The organism is Leptothrix toolikensis (SeqCode) (genome assembly GCF_057922285.1).
In genome coordinates, this window is the sequence record NZ_JBYSVC010000006.1 from 1 (window position 1) to 16796 (window position 16796).

Here is a 16796-nt window from a genome sequence, read left to right on the forward strand (position 1 = left end):
GTAGTGCCTGAGCCGAATCTCCTGACGCACCCGGTCAAGCAAACGCACGGGCTTAAATCGCCACCTATCACGCTCACACCATCCCCAAAAAGTTGGCCCCCGGGGGGCTTTTCAGAGGTCTTTCAATCACTTACGATGCCACCTCAGGGAGCATCACCAGCGTGATAGGCCTCATCCCGCAGGCCCGCAGGTGATGTCTAAATGTAGTTATAGGTTTATATGACACAGGGTACTTGCAAGGTTTTGATGGTCATTCTGTTTGGGATTATCTGCGCCACCGGAGCTACAGGCGGAGGTCTTCTTTTCGGCCTTTCTATTCTTGGTCTAGTTGGGTGCTTTGCAATCATTGATCAACTACCGAAAGACGATTGATATGCACACTCCGACTCTCGGGTACGAGGACGACACGCGAATAAGCAAGAGCGAAATTGCGCAAACGCAACTCAAGGAGGCCATCGCGTTGTTCTTGGAACATAAGTTCTTATGCGCCATCACGCTTGCTGGCGCAGCGGAGGAAGTTCTTGCGCGCCTGCTGAATGCGCGTGGCGAGCAATCAGTAGTCGAAGAGTCCGTCGGAACAATTCAAGAGCTTCGAGAAAAAACTGGCCTTCCTCTCATGGGGAACCGGCCGAAGAAGGAAATATTCAATCATTGGAACAATGCTCGAAACACGATCAAACATCACGGCGACAAAGACCAAGAAACGGTAACGGTCAATCTCTTTGACGAAGCGTACTGGATGATAAAGCGTGCGCTTGTAAACGCATCAAGACTCGGCGTACCAATTTCCAACGGAATGGATTTTGAAAACTGGTGCATTCTTGAACTCCACCTCTAACTCTGCGGTCCACCGGACGCTGCGCGATAAAGCCGCGCAGCGCCGGTGACCTCCACGTTAGGCGTCAGAATTCGATCTTCTACCTCCCACCAATATAGCCAAATTCATGCCCTCCACCGCCGCGACTAAGCTATCCACTAACCTTCGTGCAATGGCAGATCGCATCAATGCGATCCCGCAGGCTACAAAGTTCTCGGACCAGTGGGGTTGGCAGGCGTTTCCTCTAGACAAGCGCGACTTGGCCTACATGGCCACACTCATTGCCGGAAAAATCGAGTCCGTGACCTGGGAAGAATCTGAAGACACGGACGGCGTTTTCAACGATCTCGCGCCCAAGGTTGAAGCTGCGACACAAACGGTAGTTCCTCAGCTCTTCGGAGGCCCCCAAGCGTCTGACGCAATAGCCGCATTTCTTTTTAGCGTGGACCTGCAGATTGAAGCCCAGGTAGCACCTGGCCAGATTCGGAATTCACTCTCTTTGCCATCTGCCTTGCATAGACATGTAAATGTGGCGAATGCACGCCTCAAGGCAGCAACAGACTCGATGCAAGGCATCGAAGATAAGATTCGATCAATCAACAGCGCATACGACGCAGCCGACAAGCTGCTAATTACGCAAGAAGACCTTGCACAGGCTATGCGCGAAATCGAAGTATCAAAAGCTGAGTCTGTCAAACTAGACACTGCAAATCGTGTCACCTCTGATATTGCCGATCAACTCAAGCAGAAACTTCAAGCCACAAACGAACAAGCTGATTTGGTGCTGTCGAAGGTTAACTCAGCCTATCGAGCCGCAACATCCCAGGGGCTAGCGCAGGCGTTCTCTGAAAAGGCAGAATCCCTTAACAAATCCATGCTGATTTGGGTGCTTCTGTTGCTTGCTGCGCTGTTCGCAGCGGGTATCCTTGCTCACTATCGATTTCCGGACATATTGAAGGCCGTTTCCGGAAAGCCAGATTGGGGAATTGTTCTACTGAATATTGTGCTTGGCGTAATTTCGGTTGCACCACCCATCTGGATTGCTTGGGTTGCAACAAAACAGATTGGTCAGAGGTTTCGCCTTGCTGAGGACTACGGTTATAAAGCAGCCTTATCAACCGCGTATGAAGGCTACAGGAATGAGGCGGCAAAGCTTGATCCACTGTTCGAGGCCCAGCTATTCGCAACAGCATTAGGCCGCCTCGATGAAATTCCATTGCGTCTGGTCGAAACGGATGTTCATGGAAGTCCGTGGCACGAGTTGCTCACCTCTGAAGAATTCAAGAACGCCGCCGCATCATTTCCAACTTTGAAAGACAAGGTGATTTCTATACTTCGTCCAACCGCAAAGCCAAATCAGAAGAAGGCTGATGCCGGTGACAGCGGCGCTGACGCCTAACCCCTCTACAAGGACTTCCCCATAAGTCAACTTGAGTTCAACCCTCAAGACGAATTCAATCATCGATCAAACGGGTGCGATGGTTTCAACACCAGCACAGAGAACAGACTGCACATCGATAAACGGCCTTGTTGCACCTTTCTTCGGTGCGGGCCCAGATTCGAACCGCTCAGCAGGACTCCATTCGTTCGTCGTCAAAGATCCCCCTCGGGATTAGCCTCTGACATCGGGTTAGTCGAGCTCACCTGCTGCCGGTCTGACCTGTGTGATGGATCTCTATTCGCACGTCTTCGAGAGATGCTTGTCTTCGCCCAACGCTTCAAGCCGGACTATTTGGCGTGGGTGTTCTCGTTGACCAGATCGACCCCAACTCGTGTAATCTCGCTCGCGGTCTTCTCCTGTTCGATTTCAGATGGACTCTCGCACCTTCATCTTGGCACTTGATGCCGTTCTTCGAATGGGAGAAGTCCCTTCGGATTCTTTCAACCGGACGCGCTACGGCAGGCCACATACAACCAGGTCGGCGGTCGAGTTCCGCCTGGGGGGAAAACGCGCTGGCCAGTTTGAGCCTCCTCTGTTCCTGGGGCGATTCACCATCAACTCATCACCAACTGAAATTCACCCCAAACGAGATCAAACGGGGCAGTTGGTTGACGGGCTCGCGAGTTTGGTAATCGGCGCTGTAGTTGTAGCCCGAGAGGTTTTGCCGGCCGTAGGTGTTGATGGATTCCAAGAAGAACTTGAGGCGCGCTGAGACGATGCGGTCCACGCGGAGGTCGAGGCGGTGATAGGGCGGCAGGCGCTCGCTGTTGATGGGGCCGTAGATGGGTCGGGCGCGGCCGTCGGGGAAGGTGCCGGCACCGATGATCGGCGTGATGGGTGAGCCGGTGTGATACGTCCACTTGCCGCCCCACTGCCAGCGGTCCTCGGGCTTGTAGGTGCCGACCACGGTGGCGACCACCGGCTGATCGAACTCAAAGGGAAAGAGCGCGCCGGTGACATCGTTGTGGCGCTCGGAGTGGGACAGGCTCAGCGCCATCCAGCCTGAAAAAGCTGAGCCTGCTGGGTCTTTTTTGAGCAGCACTTCCAGCCCGCGCGCCGTGCCGCTGGCACCGTTGATGTAATTGCGCAGCGGGTCGGCCACCACAAAGTCGTCAAATTGCTTGTGATAGGCCTCGGCCGACCAGGACCAGCCGCCCTCGCCTTTTTGCGCCAGCCCCAGCACGCTGTGACGCGCCCGGATCTGACTCAACTGCGGGTTGCCAAGCCCGCCCACAATCTGATCACCCGGGGGCATTTGGTGGTGCAGGCCCCAACCGGCGTGCAGCGTGGTGCGGCTGGACCAGCGCCAGTCCAGCCCCAAGCGCGGCTCGGTATAGCGGGTGTGCAAATAGTCCTCGCCGCTGTGGCGCGCACCCAGCGCCAAGCTCCAGTCCCGATCCAGCTGCCAGCGATCTTGGGCGTGCAGCGCCCAACCTCGGGCATGGACCACCTCACTGACTTGCTGGCGCGGCGCGCTGGTGAGATCGCAATTCGGGTCGAACGAGGTGCATCGCGCCGCGTTCACGTCCAAGTTGACGTCGATGCGGGTCAGGTCCAGCGTCGCGCCGAGCGTCAGATCGTGGTGCTCGTTCGGCTGAAGGGACAAGGTCTCGCGCACAAAAACGTTATCGACCGCCACCCCCACCTGACTGGCCGAGGCGATATGGACGTTTTGGCGATTCAAGGTGTGGCCCAGCGCCAGCTGGTTACGGGCATCGGCGCTGAAAGCGGCGTCCCACACCAAGGCTTGGGTGCCGTAGGCGGTTTGAATCTCGCTGGTGCCCACCAGCACCGGCTGCTGGGTGCCCAAGTTGGAGTCCCCGGCCAGCTTGAACGACAACTCGTCGCCCGCGCCGTTGACGTTCAGCGACACGCGCTGATCAGCGTTGAGCCGCCAGAGGTACTTGGCTTGGTAGTCGGCGTAGCGCGGCAAGGTCAGCGTCACACCGGATTTTTTGTCTTCGACGCTTTTAAGCAGCAGGTCGATGTAGCTGCGCCGCGCGGCCACATAGAAGGATTGATCCTCGCCCACCGGGCCTTCCACCACGCCATCGACACCGAAGAAACTGGCGTTGAGCGTGCCGCCAAGCCGGTCGGTGCGGGGCTTACGCAGCGTCACATCGAGGGCTGCCCCGATGGCGTTGCCGAACTGCGGTGCCCACGCAGCGCTGTAGAGCTCAAAGCTGCGCACCAGATCGACCGGCAAGACACTCACCAAGCCGCCGACGTGGAACAGGTAGCCGACCGGCAGCCCATCCACGGTATAGGTGTTGTCTTTGGGACCACTGCCGCGAATGGCTGGCTCGCCGTTGGCGTCGCTGGCGGAGGTCACGCCGGGCAAGGCCTGCAAGCCTTTCATCGGGTCACCGCCCGAGCCCGGCACCATACGCAGCTCAGCCCCACTGATCTCGGTTTTGCCCGCTTGAGGCTGAAAACTCGGGGCTTTGCGCGTGATCACCACCGTTTCAAGGCTCGGGGGCTCGGGGGGGTCAGCAGGCTCAGTTTGCGCAAGCACGCTACCCACTGAGAGAGAAAGAATCGGCCCAGAGCCCCACACACGCATCCAACAACGGGAAAACATAGCTACCCACAGGTTCACAACAACAAGGCAGGCATTGTGCCCGCCCCCTCAATATCCCGCAGCCAACCGCATAAAACGCGCAAAACGCGGCTGGCCCTTGGCGGTCAAGCCTTGGTGGACATAGGTCACGACTGACCCGATGGGCGGGGGCTCGTCGCGCTCAGCGTCGGTAAAACCACTGCCAATGCTGAACTCGCGTCCATCCGAGGCCCGCACGCGCAAGGCCCCCAGTCGGCCCTCATGGCGGCCCTTGCCGGGCAGATGAGCGATCACCACCGCTTCGGCGTCATCAAAGGGCTTGAGCTTCAAAAGAGCCTCGCTGCGCCCGGTGTGATACGGCGCATCCAAGCGGTGCAGCATCAAACCCTCGCCGCCCGCTTGCAAGACGGCTTGCAAACGCGCTTGCAGCTCGGTCCGGTCGGCCACCCGGCTCTGATCGACCGCCGCCAGCTGATTCCACCCCATGTTTTGGACGACGCCTTGAAGACGCTCTGCACGCTCGGCAAAGGTGCCCGCTGCCTCTGGCAGCTCGAAGCACAGGTAGCGCAGCTCGCGCCAATCGGCGTCCACCGGCACTGCGCGGCGTAAGAGCGCAGAAGTCGCCTCAAAACGCCCGCGTCCCAGCCAAAGCTCACCGTCCAAGGCTTGTGCGGGTAACCGCTCGATGAACCAACTTGGCGCGGGCACCGTGTTGCCGCTGCGAAAGCGCAGGCGCTCGCCGTCCCAGACAGCGCGCACGCCGTCGAACTTTTCGCTCACCAAGTAATCGGCTGGGTCCACATGGGGCCCGAGATGGCGCGCCAACAGCAAAGGCAGATCGGCGGCTTCAGCCTCAAAACCCCAAGGGATCAAGGTGAGCCCCAAACCCAGCGCCAGCACATGGCGTCGTTGCAGTCCTTGCATGATTCACTCCCTGCGGCAGCGCAAAAGGGCTACCGATGGCGATCAGCCTAAGGCGGGAACAGGCGTCAAGAAACGACCCCGAAGGGGGTGTTGCACGACTTTTTGGGGGGATGGGGGTGGGACGGGAAATGATGGTGCGCCCGGCTGGAATCGAACCAGCGACCCTTGGCTTCGGAGGCCAATACTCTATCCACTGAGCTACGAGCGCAAAGGGGCGCATTCTAGCCTTATTTCTTCCGGCCCTAGAATGCACCGCATCCGTAGTCGTCCAGAAAGCCTTGTCATGCCCTCATCCCAGGACCCATCGACCCCCACGTCTACCCTCAGCATCGTGCTGGCTGTCAGCCTCGCCCTGCTGATCAGTGCCAGCGCCATCTGGCTGCTGACGCCACCGTCCAAGCCCAAAGTCATCGCCAGCAGCGATACCGATCAAGAACTGGCTGAGCGAATTCGGCCCGTGGGCCAAGTTCGCTTGGCGAGCACAGAGACCCCCTCATCCTCCGGCCCCAAAACAGGCGAAGACGTCTTCAAGGCCCGCTGCGCCGCCTGCCACGCCACCGGCGCGATGGGTGCGCCCAAGTTCGGTGACACCACCGCTTGGGCACCGCGCATCAAAACTGGCGTAGACGCGCTGGTCCTTTCAGCCTTGAAAGGCAAAAACGCCATGCCCGCCCAAGGCGGTCGTGAGCTGAACGATGCCGAAATTCGCTCAGGTGTGATCTACATGGCCAACGCGGGTGGGGCCACCTTTGCCGAACCAAAAACTTCTGGCAAACCGTAAATTCACACGACGAACATCATTTGTCCATGACAAAAATGGGACTTTTGATGCGCCATCTGATTTTTTAACCGATTGATTTACGATGGACTCCACCGCCGACCCCCTTGGCCGGCACTTTGCAAGGAGTGTCATCGTGGCTCAAGTTCTTGATCGTTCATGGCATGGCGAAGCCCCCCGCGCCCTCCCGACCATTCACAGTGTGTCGATGGATCGACCATGGGTGTGGTTGCGCCAAGGCTTCAAAGACATGCGGCGCAGCGCGCTTTACAGCCTAGCGCATGGTTGTTTGGTGATGAGCATGGGCATGCTCTTGTTGGTCGCAAGCTTGAAAGTGGAGGAGCTTATTCCTGCTTGGATATGCGGCTTTTTCTTGATTGCGCCTTTCTTGGCCATGCCGTTTTTTAAAGCCGCCAAAGCATTAGAAAACGGCCAATCCACGAAACATCTAACCACGCTGTCAGCTTGGCGTGACAACACCAAGTCAATCGCGCTGTTTGGACTGATGCTTGCCATCATGCTGATGGTGTGGATGCGCACTGCCGTCATCATCTTTGCCCTGTTTGATGGCAACGTTGTCCCGGACTTGGACACATTGATGAGCGACATCTTGTTTTCTGGGCAATACACCGGGCTGGCTATGACCTACATCAGCTCAGGAGCGGTGCTGGCCATGACGGTTTTTGCACTCAGTGTTGTGAGCGGCCCGATGCTGCTTGACAAGACAGAAACAGACCTCTTTACCGCCGTCAGCACCAGCATCAGGGTGTGCCTAGCCAACCCGAAAGTCATGCTCCTATGGGCAGCGCTGATCGTGGCTCTGACCGCTGTTGGCTTTGCCACCGGGATGGTGGGCCTGATCGCCATCTTCCCTTGGATCGGTCATGCCACTTGGCATGCCTACCGCGATTTGGTGGATTGACCCGCTGCTTCGTTGAAGACGACATTCAAGGCCTGAATCCAGGCCTTTTTTTGTTCTTCGGCCACAAAGCTGGCCTCAAAGCTGTTGCGCGCCAGCTGATAGGCCTCTTGGGGCCCGAGCTGCGGCAAAGCGGCAAACGTTGCCTCAAAGTTTTTGAGGATGTAGCCGCCAAAGTAGGCCGGATCATCGGCGTTGATCGTCGCCACCAAGCCTGCTGCAAGCAGCTGCGGCAGCGGGTGATCGGCCAGATCGTGGACCACGCGCAGCTTGAGGTTCGACAGCGGGCAGACCGTGAGCGGCACGCGCTCCACCGCCAAGCGCTGCATCAGCGCGGGGTCTTCGACGCTGCGCACCCCGTGGTCGATGCGCTCGGCGTGCAGCACATCCAGCGCGCTCCACACATAAGCGGGCGGACCTTCCTCACCCGCGTGGGCCACCGCGTGCAAGCCCAGCTCGCGGGCGCGGGCAAAAACGCGGGCAAATTTTTCTGGCGGATGGCCGCGCTCCGAGCTATCCAAGCCCACGCCGATGAACAGCGCCCGATGGGGCAGCGCCTCCTCCAGCGTCTTGAAGGCCTCGTCTTCGCTCAAGTGACGCAAGAAGCACAGGATCAGCGCCGCGCTCAGACCCAGCTGCGCCTGGGCTTGGGTGCAAGCGCGGTGCAGCCCCCGAATCACCACCTCGAACGGCACACCGCGCTCGGTATGGGTTTGCGGATCAAAAAACAGCTCGGCATGCACCACGCCGTCCGCATGTGCGCGCTCAAAGTACGCCCAAGCCATGTCGAAGAAGTCCTCTTCCTTCCACAAAACGCTCGCCCCAGCGTAGTAAATGTCGAGAAAACTTTGCAAATCGGTGAACGCATAGGCCGCCCGCAAGGCCGCCACACTGGGATAAGCCAGCGTGAGGCCATTGCGCTGCGCCAGCTTGAAGATCAGCTCCGGCTCCAGAGAACCCTCGATGTGCAAATGCAACTCCGCCTTGGGCATGCGCGCCAACAACAGCGGTAACTGCGCGCGCGGGATGGCGCTGAAGTCGATGGCGGGGGGAAAAGCGGAAGAGGTCATGTTGTGCATGGCGGGTGCTCCTGAAAGCCGGTTTTTGCGCCGGGCATTCTCCTATGATCCCGGCCCACCATGCCCATCGGTTTCAGACCACCGTGATCCGTCTCCCCGTTCGGGATTTGCGGCTCGGTGCAGGTTTCATCGTCAAGCCCGGGGAAGCCAAAGCGCTCATGGCCTTGCCCTCACCCCAACCCCTCTCCCACGACGTGGGCGAGGGGCTTCAGAGCCGCATGCCTCCCCTCGCCCGCTACAGCGGGAGAGGGGCTGGGGGTGAGGGCTGCGTCATCCGCGCCTACCGCAACGGCCGCGATCAGAACAACCGCGCAACCTACCGCGACTCTTGACGCCAGCGTGCTGCAAAGCCTGAGCGCGCAGCGTCTGAGGCCGCCGGGACCATCCACTGGCTGCGGCCCGCCCTCCAAAACCCAGCACCGATCCCGCTCCAAACCGAACTTCTTCCCTCTGCCGTTCGGGCTGAGCCTGTCGAAGCCCCAGCCCTTCGACAGGCTCAGGGCGAACGGAAGAAGCAGGCTCAGTGCGAACGGGAAAGCAGCGTCAAGCGGCTTACTTGTTCCCTGGCACCTGACCGTCCACGCCCTTGACGTAGAACTTGATGCCGCCCAAGAGGGCGTCATCGGCGACAGTACCGCTGGCCAAGACTTCCTTGCCGGTGTTGTCCACCAGCGGGCCCTTCCAGATCACGAACGTGCCGTCCTTCAAGCCGGCCTTGACGGTTTCGAGCTTGGTTTTGATCTCCGTGGGCACATCGGCAGCTAGAGAGACGAAGTCGATGGCACCTTCCTTCACGCCCCACCAGGCTTTGCCGGTGGCCCACTTGCCTTCAAGCGCGTCGCGGGTGGCCTTGATGTAGTACGGCGCCCAGTTGATCACTGCGGAGCCCAAGTGCGCCTTGGGACCGTAGGCGGTCATGTCGCTGTCCCAGCCGAAAGCACGCTTGCCTTTGTCCTCGGCGGTCTTGAGCACGGCGGGTGAGTCGGTGTTTTGCATCAGGATGTCAGCCCCGCCGTTGATCAGCGCGGTGGCGGCTTCGGTTTCCTTGGGCGGGTTGAACCATTCGTTCACCCACACCACCTTGGTCTTGATCTTGGGGTTCACGCTTTGCGCGCCCAAGGTGAAGGCGTTGATGTTGCGGATCACCTCAGGAATAGGGATCGAGCCGACCACGCCCAGCGTGTTGGTCTTGGTCATGCCGCCGGCCACCACCCCCGCCATGTAGGCCCCTTCATAGGTGCGGCTGTCGTAGGTGCGCAGGTTTTCAGCGGTCTTGTAGCCGGTGGCGTGCTCAAACTTGACGTCCTTGGCGTCAACAGCCACCTTGAGCATCGGCTCCATGTAGCCGAAGGTGGTGCCAAAGATCAGCTTGTTGCCTTGGCCGAGCATGTCGCGAAACACGCGTTCAGCGTCGGCCGATTCGGGCACTTTTTCGACAAAGCTGGTGACAATCTTGTCGCCAAATTCCTTCTCCAGCGCCTTGCGGGCGTTGTCGTGTGCAAAGGTCCAGCCGCCGTCGCCCACGGGGCCAACGTAGGCAAACGCCACCTTCAGCGGCTCGGCCTTGGCGGCGGAAGCCGAGGCAGCCACCACCGGGGCTTCGGGCTTCTTGCCGCAACCCACCAAAACGGTGGTGGCAGTCACGGTGGCCACGGTCGCCAAGGTCGTTAGCGTGCTCAACGTCATCAAGCGGGTCTTCTTCAAGGTCATGCTCTCTCTCCGGTTGGTTAGAAACATCAGGAACTCAGTGCCCCGGCACAAAGGGCTTGCCCAACGAGGCGGGCATGTTGGCGCGGATCCAAGCAGGGTTGCGCGAGATCAGCACCAGCACCACGATGGTGGCCACGTAGGGCAGCATGGTCAGCCACTGGCTGGCGATCTGCACACCCTCGCCTTGCAGATGGAACTGCACCATCGTGACCAAGCCAAACAAGTAGGCCCCGAGCAAAATCCGCGCCGGCCGCCAGGTGGCAAAGGTGGTCAGGGCCAAGGCGATCCAGCCTTTGCCCGCCACCATGCCCTCGACCCACAGCGGGGTGTAAATCACCGACAAATAGGCCCCCGCCAAGCCACACAGCGCCCCACCCGCCACCACGGCAGCCAAGCGGATGCGCCGCACGGGATAGCCCAGCGCGTGGGCTGACTCAGGCGACTCGCCCACCGCGCGCAGCACCAGCCCAGCACGGGTGCGGTACAGGAACCACGCCAGCCCCACCGCCAACGCGATGGTGAGGTAGACCATCGGGTGCTGCTTAAAAAGCGCCGGACCGATGAAGGGCAGATCGGCCAAGCCGGGAATCTCAAACTTCATGCGCGTGGGCAAGCGCTCTTGGGTGTAGCGGATGCCGACAAACGCTGAAAAGCCTGCGCCGAACAGACTCAGCGCCAAGCCCGTGGCGTATTGATTGGTGCCGAGCCAAATCACCAACAGGCCCAGCACAGCAGCCAGCAGCGCCCCAGCCGCCGCACCGGCTGCAAAGGCCAGCACGTCCGAGCCGGTCTGAACGCCAGTGGCAAAACCCGCAATCGCGGCCACCAACATCAGGCCCTCGGCCCCCAAGTTGATGATGCCGGCGCGCTCGTTGATCAACAGGCCCAAACCGGCCAGCGCCAGCACGGTGCCAGCGCTCAAGGTGGCCGCCAAAAGTAAAGCCAGCGAGGATGCATCGGTCATGACTTGGCTCCGACAAAACGCAGGCGGTGATGCACCAAGGTGTCACAGGCCAGCAGGGCAAACAGCAGCAAACCTTGGAAGACGCCAGTCAGCGCCTTCGGCAGCCCCAAGCGCGACTGCGCCAGCTCCCCGCCGATGTAGAACATGCTCATCAGAAGCGCCGAAAAAACGATGCCCACCGGATGCAAGCGCCCCACGTAGGCCACGATGATCGCGGCGAATCCGTAGCCCGCTGGCACATAGGGCGTGAGCTGCCCCAGCGGCCCGGCCACTTCCAGCGCCCCGGCCAAACCGGCCGCGCCGCCTGAGATCAAGAGCGCCATCCACAGCGCCCGGCGCGAAGAAAAGCCGGCGTAACGCGCCGCCGCCGGGGCCAAACCACCCACTTGAAGCGCAAAGCCCTGATAGGTGCGAAACAAAAAGGCCCAAAGGCCCAGCACCGCGCCCAAGGCGATCAGCGCGCCCACGTTGAGCCGCAAGCCGTCCACCAGACGCGGCACCTTGGTCACGGCGTCAAAGCTGATGGTTTGGGGAAAGTTGTAGCCGTTCGGGTCTTTCCACGGGCCGTAGACCAAGTAGCCCAGCACCTGCTCGGCCACGTAAACCAGCATCAGGCTGACCAAAATCTCGCTGGCGTTGAAGCGGTCGCGCAGCCAAGCCACCACCCCCGCCCAAGCCATGCCGCCCAGCACCCCGGCCAGCAAAATCACCCCCACCACGCCCCGGCCCATCCACGCCCAGCCGGTTTCGGGCCCGGCCTGCATCGCCACCCAACCGGCGGCCAAGGCACCAAAAACGAACTGCCCTTCGGCCCCGATGTTCCAGACGTTGGCCCGAAAGCACACCGCCAAACCCAGCGCGATCAGCACCAGCGGCACCGCCTTGACCGATAGCTCGGACAAGGCATAAGCACTCTTCAAGGGCTCGACAAAGAAAGCCGCCAGCCCTTTGAGCGGGTCGATGCCCAGCGCGACAAAAAGCACCACACCGATCAACACCGTGATCGCCAAAGCGAGCACCGGCGAGGCCATCGACATCGCCTTGGACGGCTGAGCACGGGGTTCAAGCTTGAACATGGGGGGTCTCCTCCCAAAGCCCGGACATCCAGGCGCCGATCTGCTCGATGGTGGCCTGGGCGGTCGGGATAGCTGGCGAAAGCCGCCCTTGGGCGATGACCTGCAAACGGTCGCTGATCTCAAACAATTCGTCCAACTCCTCACTGACCACCAACACCGCGCAGCCTTGATTGCGCAGTTGCAGCAACGCCCCCCGGATCTGCGCCGCTGCGCCCACGTCCACCCCCCATGTGGGCTGGGAGACGATCAGCAGCTTGGGGTTGGCGTCGATCTCGCGCCCGACGATGAACTTTTGCAAATTGCCGCCCGAGAGCGACTGCGCGCTGGCCTGCGGCCCACCGGCCTTGACCTTGTAGCGCTCGATCAGCGCCGCCGCCAAGCGCTGGGTGGCGGCCAGATCAAGCCAGCCGGTTCGGCGCGCCACCGCTTCGGTGCGCGTCAGCAAGGTGTTTTGCGCCAGCGACAGGCTGGGCACCGCCCCGCGCCCCAAGCGTTCTTCGGGCACAAAGTGCAGGCCCAAGGCGCGGCGCTTGCGCGGGCTGGTTTGGGCGATGTCGCTGCCATCCAACGTGATGCTGCCTTGAGGGGCGCGCGGGTCTTCGCCCGACAACGCCGCCATCAGCTCTTGCTGACCGTTGCCCGACACCCCGGCGATGCCAAGGATCTCGCCCGAGCGCACCTGCAACGCCATGGCTTGGAGCGTCACGCCAAAGGCGTCTTGCTGCGGCAAGCTCAAGCCTTGCACGCCCAGCACCACCGCCCCCGTGCGCGCTTGGCGCGGCGTGAGCACCGGCGGATCGGCCCCGATCATCAGCCTTGAGAGGCTGGCGTTGCTCTCTTGCGCCGGGTCCACCTCGCCGCTGACTTTGCCCGCACGCAGCACCGTGCAGTGGTGGCACAGCGCGCGAATCTCGTCGAGCTTGTGGCTGATGTAGAGGATGCTGCACCCTTCGCTGCTGAGCTTGCGCAGCGTCACAAAGAGCTTTTCGACCGCCTGCGGCGTCAGCACCGAAGTCGGCTCGTCCAAGATCAACAGCTGCGGCTCGGTCAGCAAGGCGCGCACGATCTCGACGCGCTGGCGCTCGCCCACGCTCAAGGTATGCACCGGCCGCAGCGGGTCCACGTCCAAACCGTAGCCGGCCGAAACCGCGCGGATGCGCTCAGTCACTTGCGCCAGCGAGCGCGATGGAGCGAGCGAGGGGTCCAGCCCGAGCCAAACGTTCTCGGCGGCCGTGAGCGTGTCAAACAGCGAAAAGTGCTGGTAGACCATGCTGATGCCCAGCTTGCGGGCTTGCGCTGGGCTGGCGATCTGCACCGGCTGGCCGTTCCAGCGCAGCTCACCCGCGTCGGGCCGGGTGGCGCCGTAGATGATCTTCATCAGGGTCGATTTGCCGGCGCCGTTTTCGCCCAACACCGCGTGGATCTGGCCGGGCGCGACGTGGAGATGCACGTCGTCGTTGGCCCGCACCGCCGGGTACTGCTTGGTGATGCCGCGCAGTTCAAGCCGCAACGGCGGCGAGCTGGGTGCGCCTTGGGCGGAAGAGGAAGAAAGAGGTCGATTCATGAACTCCGCCGATAGCGCTCAACCCCGGCCACCCGGGTACACACCACATGGTCTTCGCCGGCCACAGTCAGCCAAGCAAAGACCGCTTCATGCAAGTCTTGCGCCACCGCTTGGCGGCGCTGCTCCACAGGACTGCGTGCGCGGTCCCAGACCACCACGTCGGCGAGGGTGCCGACGTCAAAACTGCCGATTTCATGGCCCAAGCCCAGCGCCTCGGCCGCACCTCGGGTCGAGGCATAAAGAAGATCCCACGCCGTGACCCGCCGCCCGGCCAAGGCCTGCACCTTGTAGCCGTCGGCCAAGGTGCGCAGCATCGACAAGCTGGTGCCGCCGCCCACGTCGCAGCCCACGGTGACGGCGCAGCCGCTTTGACGCGCAGCCCGCCAATCAAACAGCCCGCTGCCCAAGAACAGATTCGAGGACGGACAAAAGGCCAGCGCCGCACCACGTTCGTGCAACAAGGCCCGATCGCTGGCGTCCAGCCAGATGCCATGCGCCAACATGGCGCGCGGCCCCAGCAGGCCAAAGCGCTCGTAAACGTCCAGATAGCTGCGCGCCTCGGGAAAGAGTTCCGCCACCCAGCGTACTTCGTCGCGGTTCTCAGCCACATGGGTTTGCATGTAGAGCTCCGGCCGCAGCGTCATGAGTTCGCCCGCCATGGCGAGCTGCGCGGGCGAAGAGGTGGGCGCAAAGCGCGGCGTCAGGGCGTAGCTCAAGCGGCCCTGGCCGTGCCAGCGCTCGATCAGATCCCCACAGTCGCGCTCGGCCTGCACCACGTCGTCGCGCAAGTTGCCCGGGGCATGGCGATCCATCAGCACCTTGCCGGCGATCAGGCGCATGCCGCGCACTTCAGCCGCCTCAAAGAGGGCTTCGACCGAGCCCTTGTGGACGGTGGGAAACACCATCGCCGCCGTGGTGCCGGCGGCCAGCAAGGCGTCCAGAAACAAGCCCGAGATGAACGCGGCGTGGGCTGGATCAGCCATGCGCGCTTCGGCCGGAAAGGTGTGGCGCTCCAGCCAGTCGAGCAAGGCCGCTCCCCAAGCGCCGATCACGTCGATCTGCGCCGCATGCACATGGGTGTCGATGAAGCCCGGCAGAATCAGCCGGCCGGGATGGCGCTCTTGGGTCCAGCTGGCGTCGGGTTCTTCGGCTTGGACCGCGTGGATGCGCCCCCGCTCCATCAGCAACCAATGCGCCGGGCGATAACGTGGCCCCAAACTTGCGGGATCTTCAAGCGTCGGCTGAGCCACCATGTCCAGCACATCGCCGTACAAAGCCTGTCGATCAGGGGGTGCGGAGAAGGAGGGTTTCATGGGTGGCTCAGCTTGAACTCATTTGTAACTGGTGCCGCATCGTATTACGCTCCAAGCCATGAACGCTCCGATTCGATTCATTTTTCGCGGTCAGGTGGTTGAAGCTGCCAATACCGACCCCACCCGCACCCTCTTGCAATGGCTGCGCGAGGACGCCCGCACGTTGGGCGGCACGTTGGGCGGCACGTTGGGTGGCATGTTAGGCGGCACCCTCGGCACCAAAGAAGGCTGCAACGAAGGCGACTGCGGCGCCTGCACGGTCATCGTCGCTGAACTCGAAGACAACAACGTGGGCAGCAACGTGAGCAACGTTCGGTTGCGCACCCTCAACGCCTGCATCCGCTTTTTGCCCACCTTGCACGGCAAAGCCCTGCTGACGGTGGAGGATCTCAGCCCCGCTCCACCCACCGATCCCACCCAACCACCCCGGCTGCATCCGGCCCAAGAAGCCTTGGTGCGCTGTCATGGCTCGCAATGCGGGTTTTGCACCCCCGGCTTTGCGATGTCGCTGGCACTGAGCTTCGAGCGCCAACGCCTTCAAGGCCGCTGCGCCAGCCGGGCCGAATTGGCGGATGACTTGGCCGGCAATCTGTGCCGCTGCACCGGCTACCGACCGATTCTTGACGCGGCCGAACAGATGGGCCACGTTCAAGAAGATGGCTATTTGCCGGAAGGCTTGGCGCTTGGCCCGCTCAAAACCCAATTGAAAGCGCTGCGCCAAGACGCCCCGCTCGACAGCCCCACTTGGCACGCGCCGCGCAGCCTGCCTGAACTGGCCGAGCTGCGACTGGCACACCCCCAAGCCCGGCTGCTGGCTGGCGGCACCGACATCGGCTTGTGGGTCAACAAACAGCTGCGCGAAACCGGCCCCTTGATCCACTTGGGCGACGTGGCTGAGCTGCGCCAACTGCGCCGCGAAGACACCGGCGTGCATACCAGCTTGCACATCGGCGCGGCCGTGACCCTGGAAGACGCTTGGCAAGCCTTGGTCCAGCACTGGCCGAGCTTGAGCGAGATCCACCGCCGCTTTGCCGGCCCGCCGGTGCGTCACGCCGGCACCTTGGTCGGCAACTTGGCCAACGGCTCGCCCATCGGCGACGCCGCCCCGGTGCTGATGGCCTTGGGGGCCAAGCTGCTGCTGCGCCGAGGCACGGTGCAGCGCGAGCTGGCGCTGGATGCGTTTTACGTCGATTACATGCAAAACCGTTTGGAAGCCGGTGAGTTCATCGAAGCGGTGCAAGTGCCGTTACCACCGTCACCCCAGGAAAGCCCTTGGCACATCCGCGCTTGGAAGATCTCGAAGCGTTTCGACTGCGATATCTCGGCCTTGAGCGCGGGCATGGCGATTCAGCTTGATAGCGCTGGCGTGGTCACGGGCGTCAAGCTGGCTTTTGGCGGCATGGCGGCGGTGGTCAAGCGGGCGGCGGGCACCGAAGCCGTGCTGCTGGGCCAGCCGTGGAACGAAGCCACGCTGGAGCGTGCGCTGGCCGCGCTGGAGGCCGACTTCACACCGCTGAGCGATCTGCGCGCCAGCGCCAGCTATCGCCGGGCCGCCGCACGCGGCCTTTTGATGCGTCTGTGGCTCGAAACCCGCCCCGATCAACCCCTGCCCGCCGCGCAGTTGCGGGTCTTTGAAGGCACCGTTTAACAC

The 16796-nt window shown here is 61.8% G+C and carries 14 protein-coding genes and 1 tRNA gene; 6 read left to right on the top strand and 9 right to left on the bottom strand.

What is annotated here, in order from left to right; translation table 11 throughout:
• Positions 1-373: 373 nt before the first annotated feature.
• Together AC3VI7_RS01855 and AC3VI7_RS01860 are read left to right on the top strand one after the other, a co-directional pair.
• Positions 374-838, top strand: a complete 465-nt coding sequence (locus AC3VI7_RS01855; protein WP_489667667.1) for a hypothetical protein — start codon at positions 374-376, stop codon at positions 836-838.
• Between the two features lie 106 nt (positions 839-944).
• A complete protein-coding gene (locus AC3VI7_RS01860) occupies positions 945-2216 on the top strand; it encodes a hypothetical protein (RefSeq protein WP_489667668.1) in 1272 nt (423 codons plus the stop codon).
• A 604-nt stretch (positions 2217-2820) separates the two neighbouring features.
• Here AC3VI7_RS01860 and AC3VI7_RS01865 read toward each other — a convergent pair.
• The 3 genes from AC3VI7_RS01865 to AC3VI7_RS01875 form a co-directional block, all read right to left on the bottom strand.
• Entirely contained in the window at positions 2821-4716 is a 1896-nt protein-coding gene (locus AC3VI7_RS01865) for a TonB-dependent receptor plug domain-containing protein (RefSeq protein ID WP_489671376.1), read from the bottom strand.
• A gap of 171 nt (positions 4717-4887) precedes the next feature.
• Positions 4888-5742 (bottom strand): DNA ligase, encoded by an 855-nt coding sequence (locus AC3VI7_RS01870; RefSeq protein ID WP_489667670.1) that lies wholly within the window; start codon positions 5740-5742, stop codon positions 4888-4890.
• A 132-nt stretch (positions 5743-5874) separates the two neighbouring features.
• Positions 5875-5950 (bottom strand) — tRNA-Arg (locus AC3VI7_RS01875).
• A 75-nt stretch (positions 5951-6025) separates the two neighbouring features.
• On the opposite strand from AC3VI7_RS01875, the gene AC3VI7_RS01880 reads away from it, so the two are divergent.
• Together AC3VI7_RS01880 and AC3VI7_RS01885 are read left to right on the top strand one after the other, a co-directional pair.
• Positions 6026-6523 (top strand): c-type cytochrome, encoded by a 498-nt coding sequence (locus tag AC3VI7_RS01880; protein ID WP_489667671.1) that lies wholly within the window; start codon positions 6026-6028, stop codon positions 6521-6523.
• Positions 6524-6656: 133 nt separating this feature from the next.
• Entirely contained in the window at positions 6657-7442 is a 786-nt protein-coding gene (locus AC3VI7_RS01885; protein WP_489667672.1) for a DUF2189 domain-containing protein, read from the top strand.
• On the opposite strand, the gene AC3VI7_RS01890 is transcribed toward AC3VI7_RS01885, so the two are convergent.
• A complete protein-coding gene (locus AC3VI7_RS01890; RefSeq protein ID WP_489667719.1) occupies positions 7421-8509 on the bottom strand; it encodes an adenosine deaminase in 1089 nt (362 codons plus the stop codon). The two genes, AC3VI7_RS01885 and AC3VI7_RS01890, sit on opposite strands and share 22 nt — an antisense overlap.
• Before the next feature lie 92 nt (positions 8510-8601).
• Between AC3VI7_RS01890 and AC3VI7_RS01895 the strand changes: the two genes are divergently transcribed.
• Positions 8602-8850 carry a hypothetical protein gene (locus AC3VI7_RS01895; protein ID WP_489667673.1) on the top strand — a complete coding sequence of 83 codons (249 nt, stop codon included), beginning with the start codon at positions 8602-8604 and terminating at the stop codon, positions 8848-8850.
• A 220-nt stretch (positions 8851-9070) separates the two neighbouring features.
• On the opposite strand, the gene AC3VI7_RS01900 is transcribed toward AC3VI7_RS01895, so the two are convergent.
• From AC3VI7_RS01900 to guaD, 5 genes are read right to left on the bottom strand one after another with little or no spacing between them, the layout of a single operon-like run.
• Entirely contained in the window at positions 9071-10228 is a 1158-nt protein-coding gene (locus AC3VI7_RS01900) for a BMP family ABC transporter substrate-binding protein (RefSeq protein ID WP_489667674.1), read from the bottom strand.
• Positions 10229-10262: 34 nt separating this feature from the next.
• A complete protein-coding gene (locus tag AC3VI7_RS01905; RefSeq protein WP_489667675.1) occupies positions 10263-11192 on the bottom strand; it encodes an ABC transporter permease in 930 nt (309 codons plus the stop codon).
• Positions 11189-12268, bottom strand: coding sequence for an ABC transporter permease (locus tag AC3VI7_RS01910; RefSeq protein ID WP_489667676.1), 1080 nt, complete (start codon positions 12266-12268; stop codon positions 11189-11191). Before AC3VI7_RS01910 ends, AC3VI7_RS01905 begins: the two co-directional genes overlap by 4 nt.
• Positions 12255-13832, bottom strand: a complete 1578-nt coding sequence (locus tag AC3VI7_RS01915) for an ABC transporter ATP-binding protein (RefSeq protein ID WP_489667677.1) — start codon at positions 13830-13832, stop codon at positions 12255-12257. The genes AC3VI7_RS01910 and AC3VI7_RS01915 overlap by 14 nt, the downstream gene beginning before the upstream one ends.
• Positions 13829-15145, bottom strand: coding sequence for a guanine deaminase (gene guaD / locus AC3VI7_RS01920; protein WP_489667678.1), 1317 nt, complete (start codon positions 15143-15145; stop codon positions 13829-13831). Before guaD ends, AC3VI7_RS01915 begins: the two co-directional genes overlap by 4 nt.
• A gap of 58 nt (positions 15146-15203) precedes the next feature.
• Here guaD and xdhA point away from each other — a divergent pair, with 58 nt between their 5' ends.
• Positions 15204-16793 carry a xanthine dehydrogenase small subunit gene (gene xdhA, locus AC3VI7_RS01925; RefSeq protein ID WP_489667679.1) on the top strand — a complete coding sequence of 530 codons (1590 nt, stop codon included), beginning with the start codon at positions 15204-15206 and terminating at the stop codon, positions 16791-16793.
• Positions 16794-16796 lie beyond the last annotated feature (3 nt).

Excerpts from the sequence above, each read along its gene's own strand:
- AC3VI7_RS01915 (WP_489667677.1), bottom strand. The coding sequence starts at position 13,832 with ATGAATCGACCTCTTTCTTCCTCTTCCGCCCAAGGCGCACCCAGCTCG.
- AC3VI7_RS01890 (WP_489667719.1), bottom strand. The coding sequence starts at position 8,509 with ATGACCTCTTCCGCTTTTCCCCCCGCCATCGACTTCAGCGCCATCCCG.
- AC3VI7_RS01880 (WP_489667671.1), top strand. The coding sequence starts at position 6,026 with ATGCCCTCATCCCAGGACCCATCGACCCCCACGTCTACCCTCAGCATC.
- AC3VI7_RS01855 (WP_489667667.1), top strand. The coding sequence starts at position 374 with ATGCACACTCCGACTCTCGGGTACGAGGACGACACGCGAATAAGCAAG.
- AC3VI7_RS01905 (WP_489667675.1), bottom strand. The coding sequence starts at position 11,192 with ATGACCGATGCATCCTCGCTGGCTTTACTTTTGGCGGCCACCTTGAGC.
- AC3VI7_RS01860 (WP_489667668.1), top strand. The coding sequence starts at position 945 with ATGCCCTCCACCGCCGCGACTAAGCTATCCACTAACCTTCGTGCAATG.
- AC3VI7_RS01900 (WP_489667674.1), bottom strand. The coding sequence starts at position 10,228 with ATGACCTTGAAGAAGACCCGCTTGATGACGTTGAGCACGCTAACGACC.
- AC3VI7_RS01870 (WP_489667670.1), bottom strand. The coding sequence starts at position 5,742 with ATGCAAGGACTGCAACGACGCCATGTGCTGGCGCTGGGTTTGGGGCTC.
- xdhA (WP_489667679.1), top strand. The coding sequence starts at position 15,204 with ATGAACGCTCCGATTCGATTCATTTTTCGCGGTCAGGTGGTTGAAGCT.
- AC3VI7_RS01910 (WP_489667676.1), bottom strand. The coding sequence starts at position 12,268 with ATGTTCAAGCTTGAACCCCGTGCTCAGCCGTCCAAGGCGATGTCGATG.
- guaD (WP_489667678.1), bottom strand. The coding sequence starts at position 15,145 with ATGAAACCCTCCTTCTCCGCACCCCCTGATCGACAGGCTTTGTACGGC.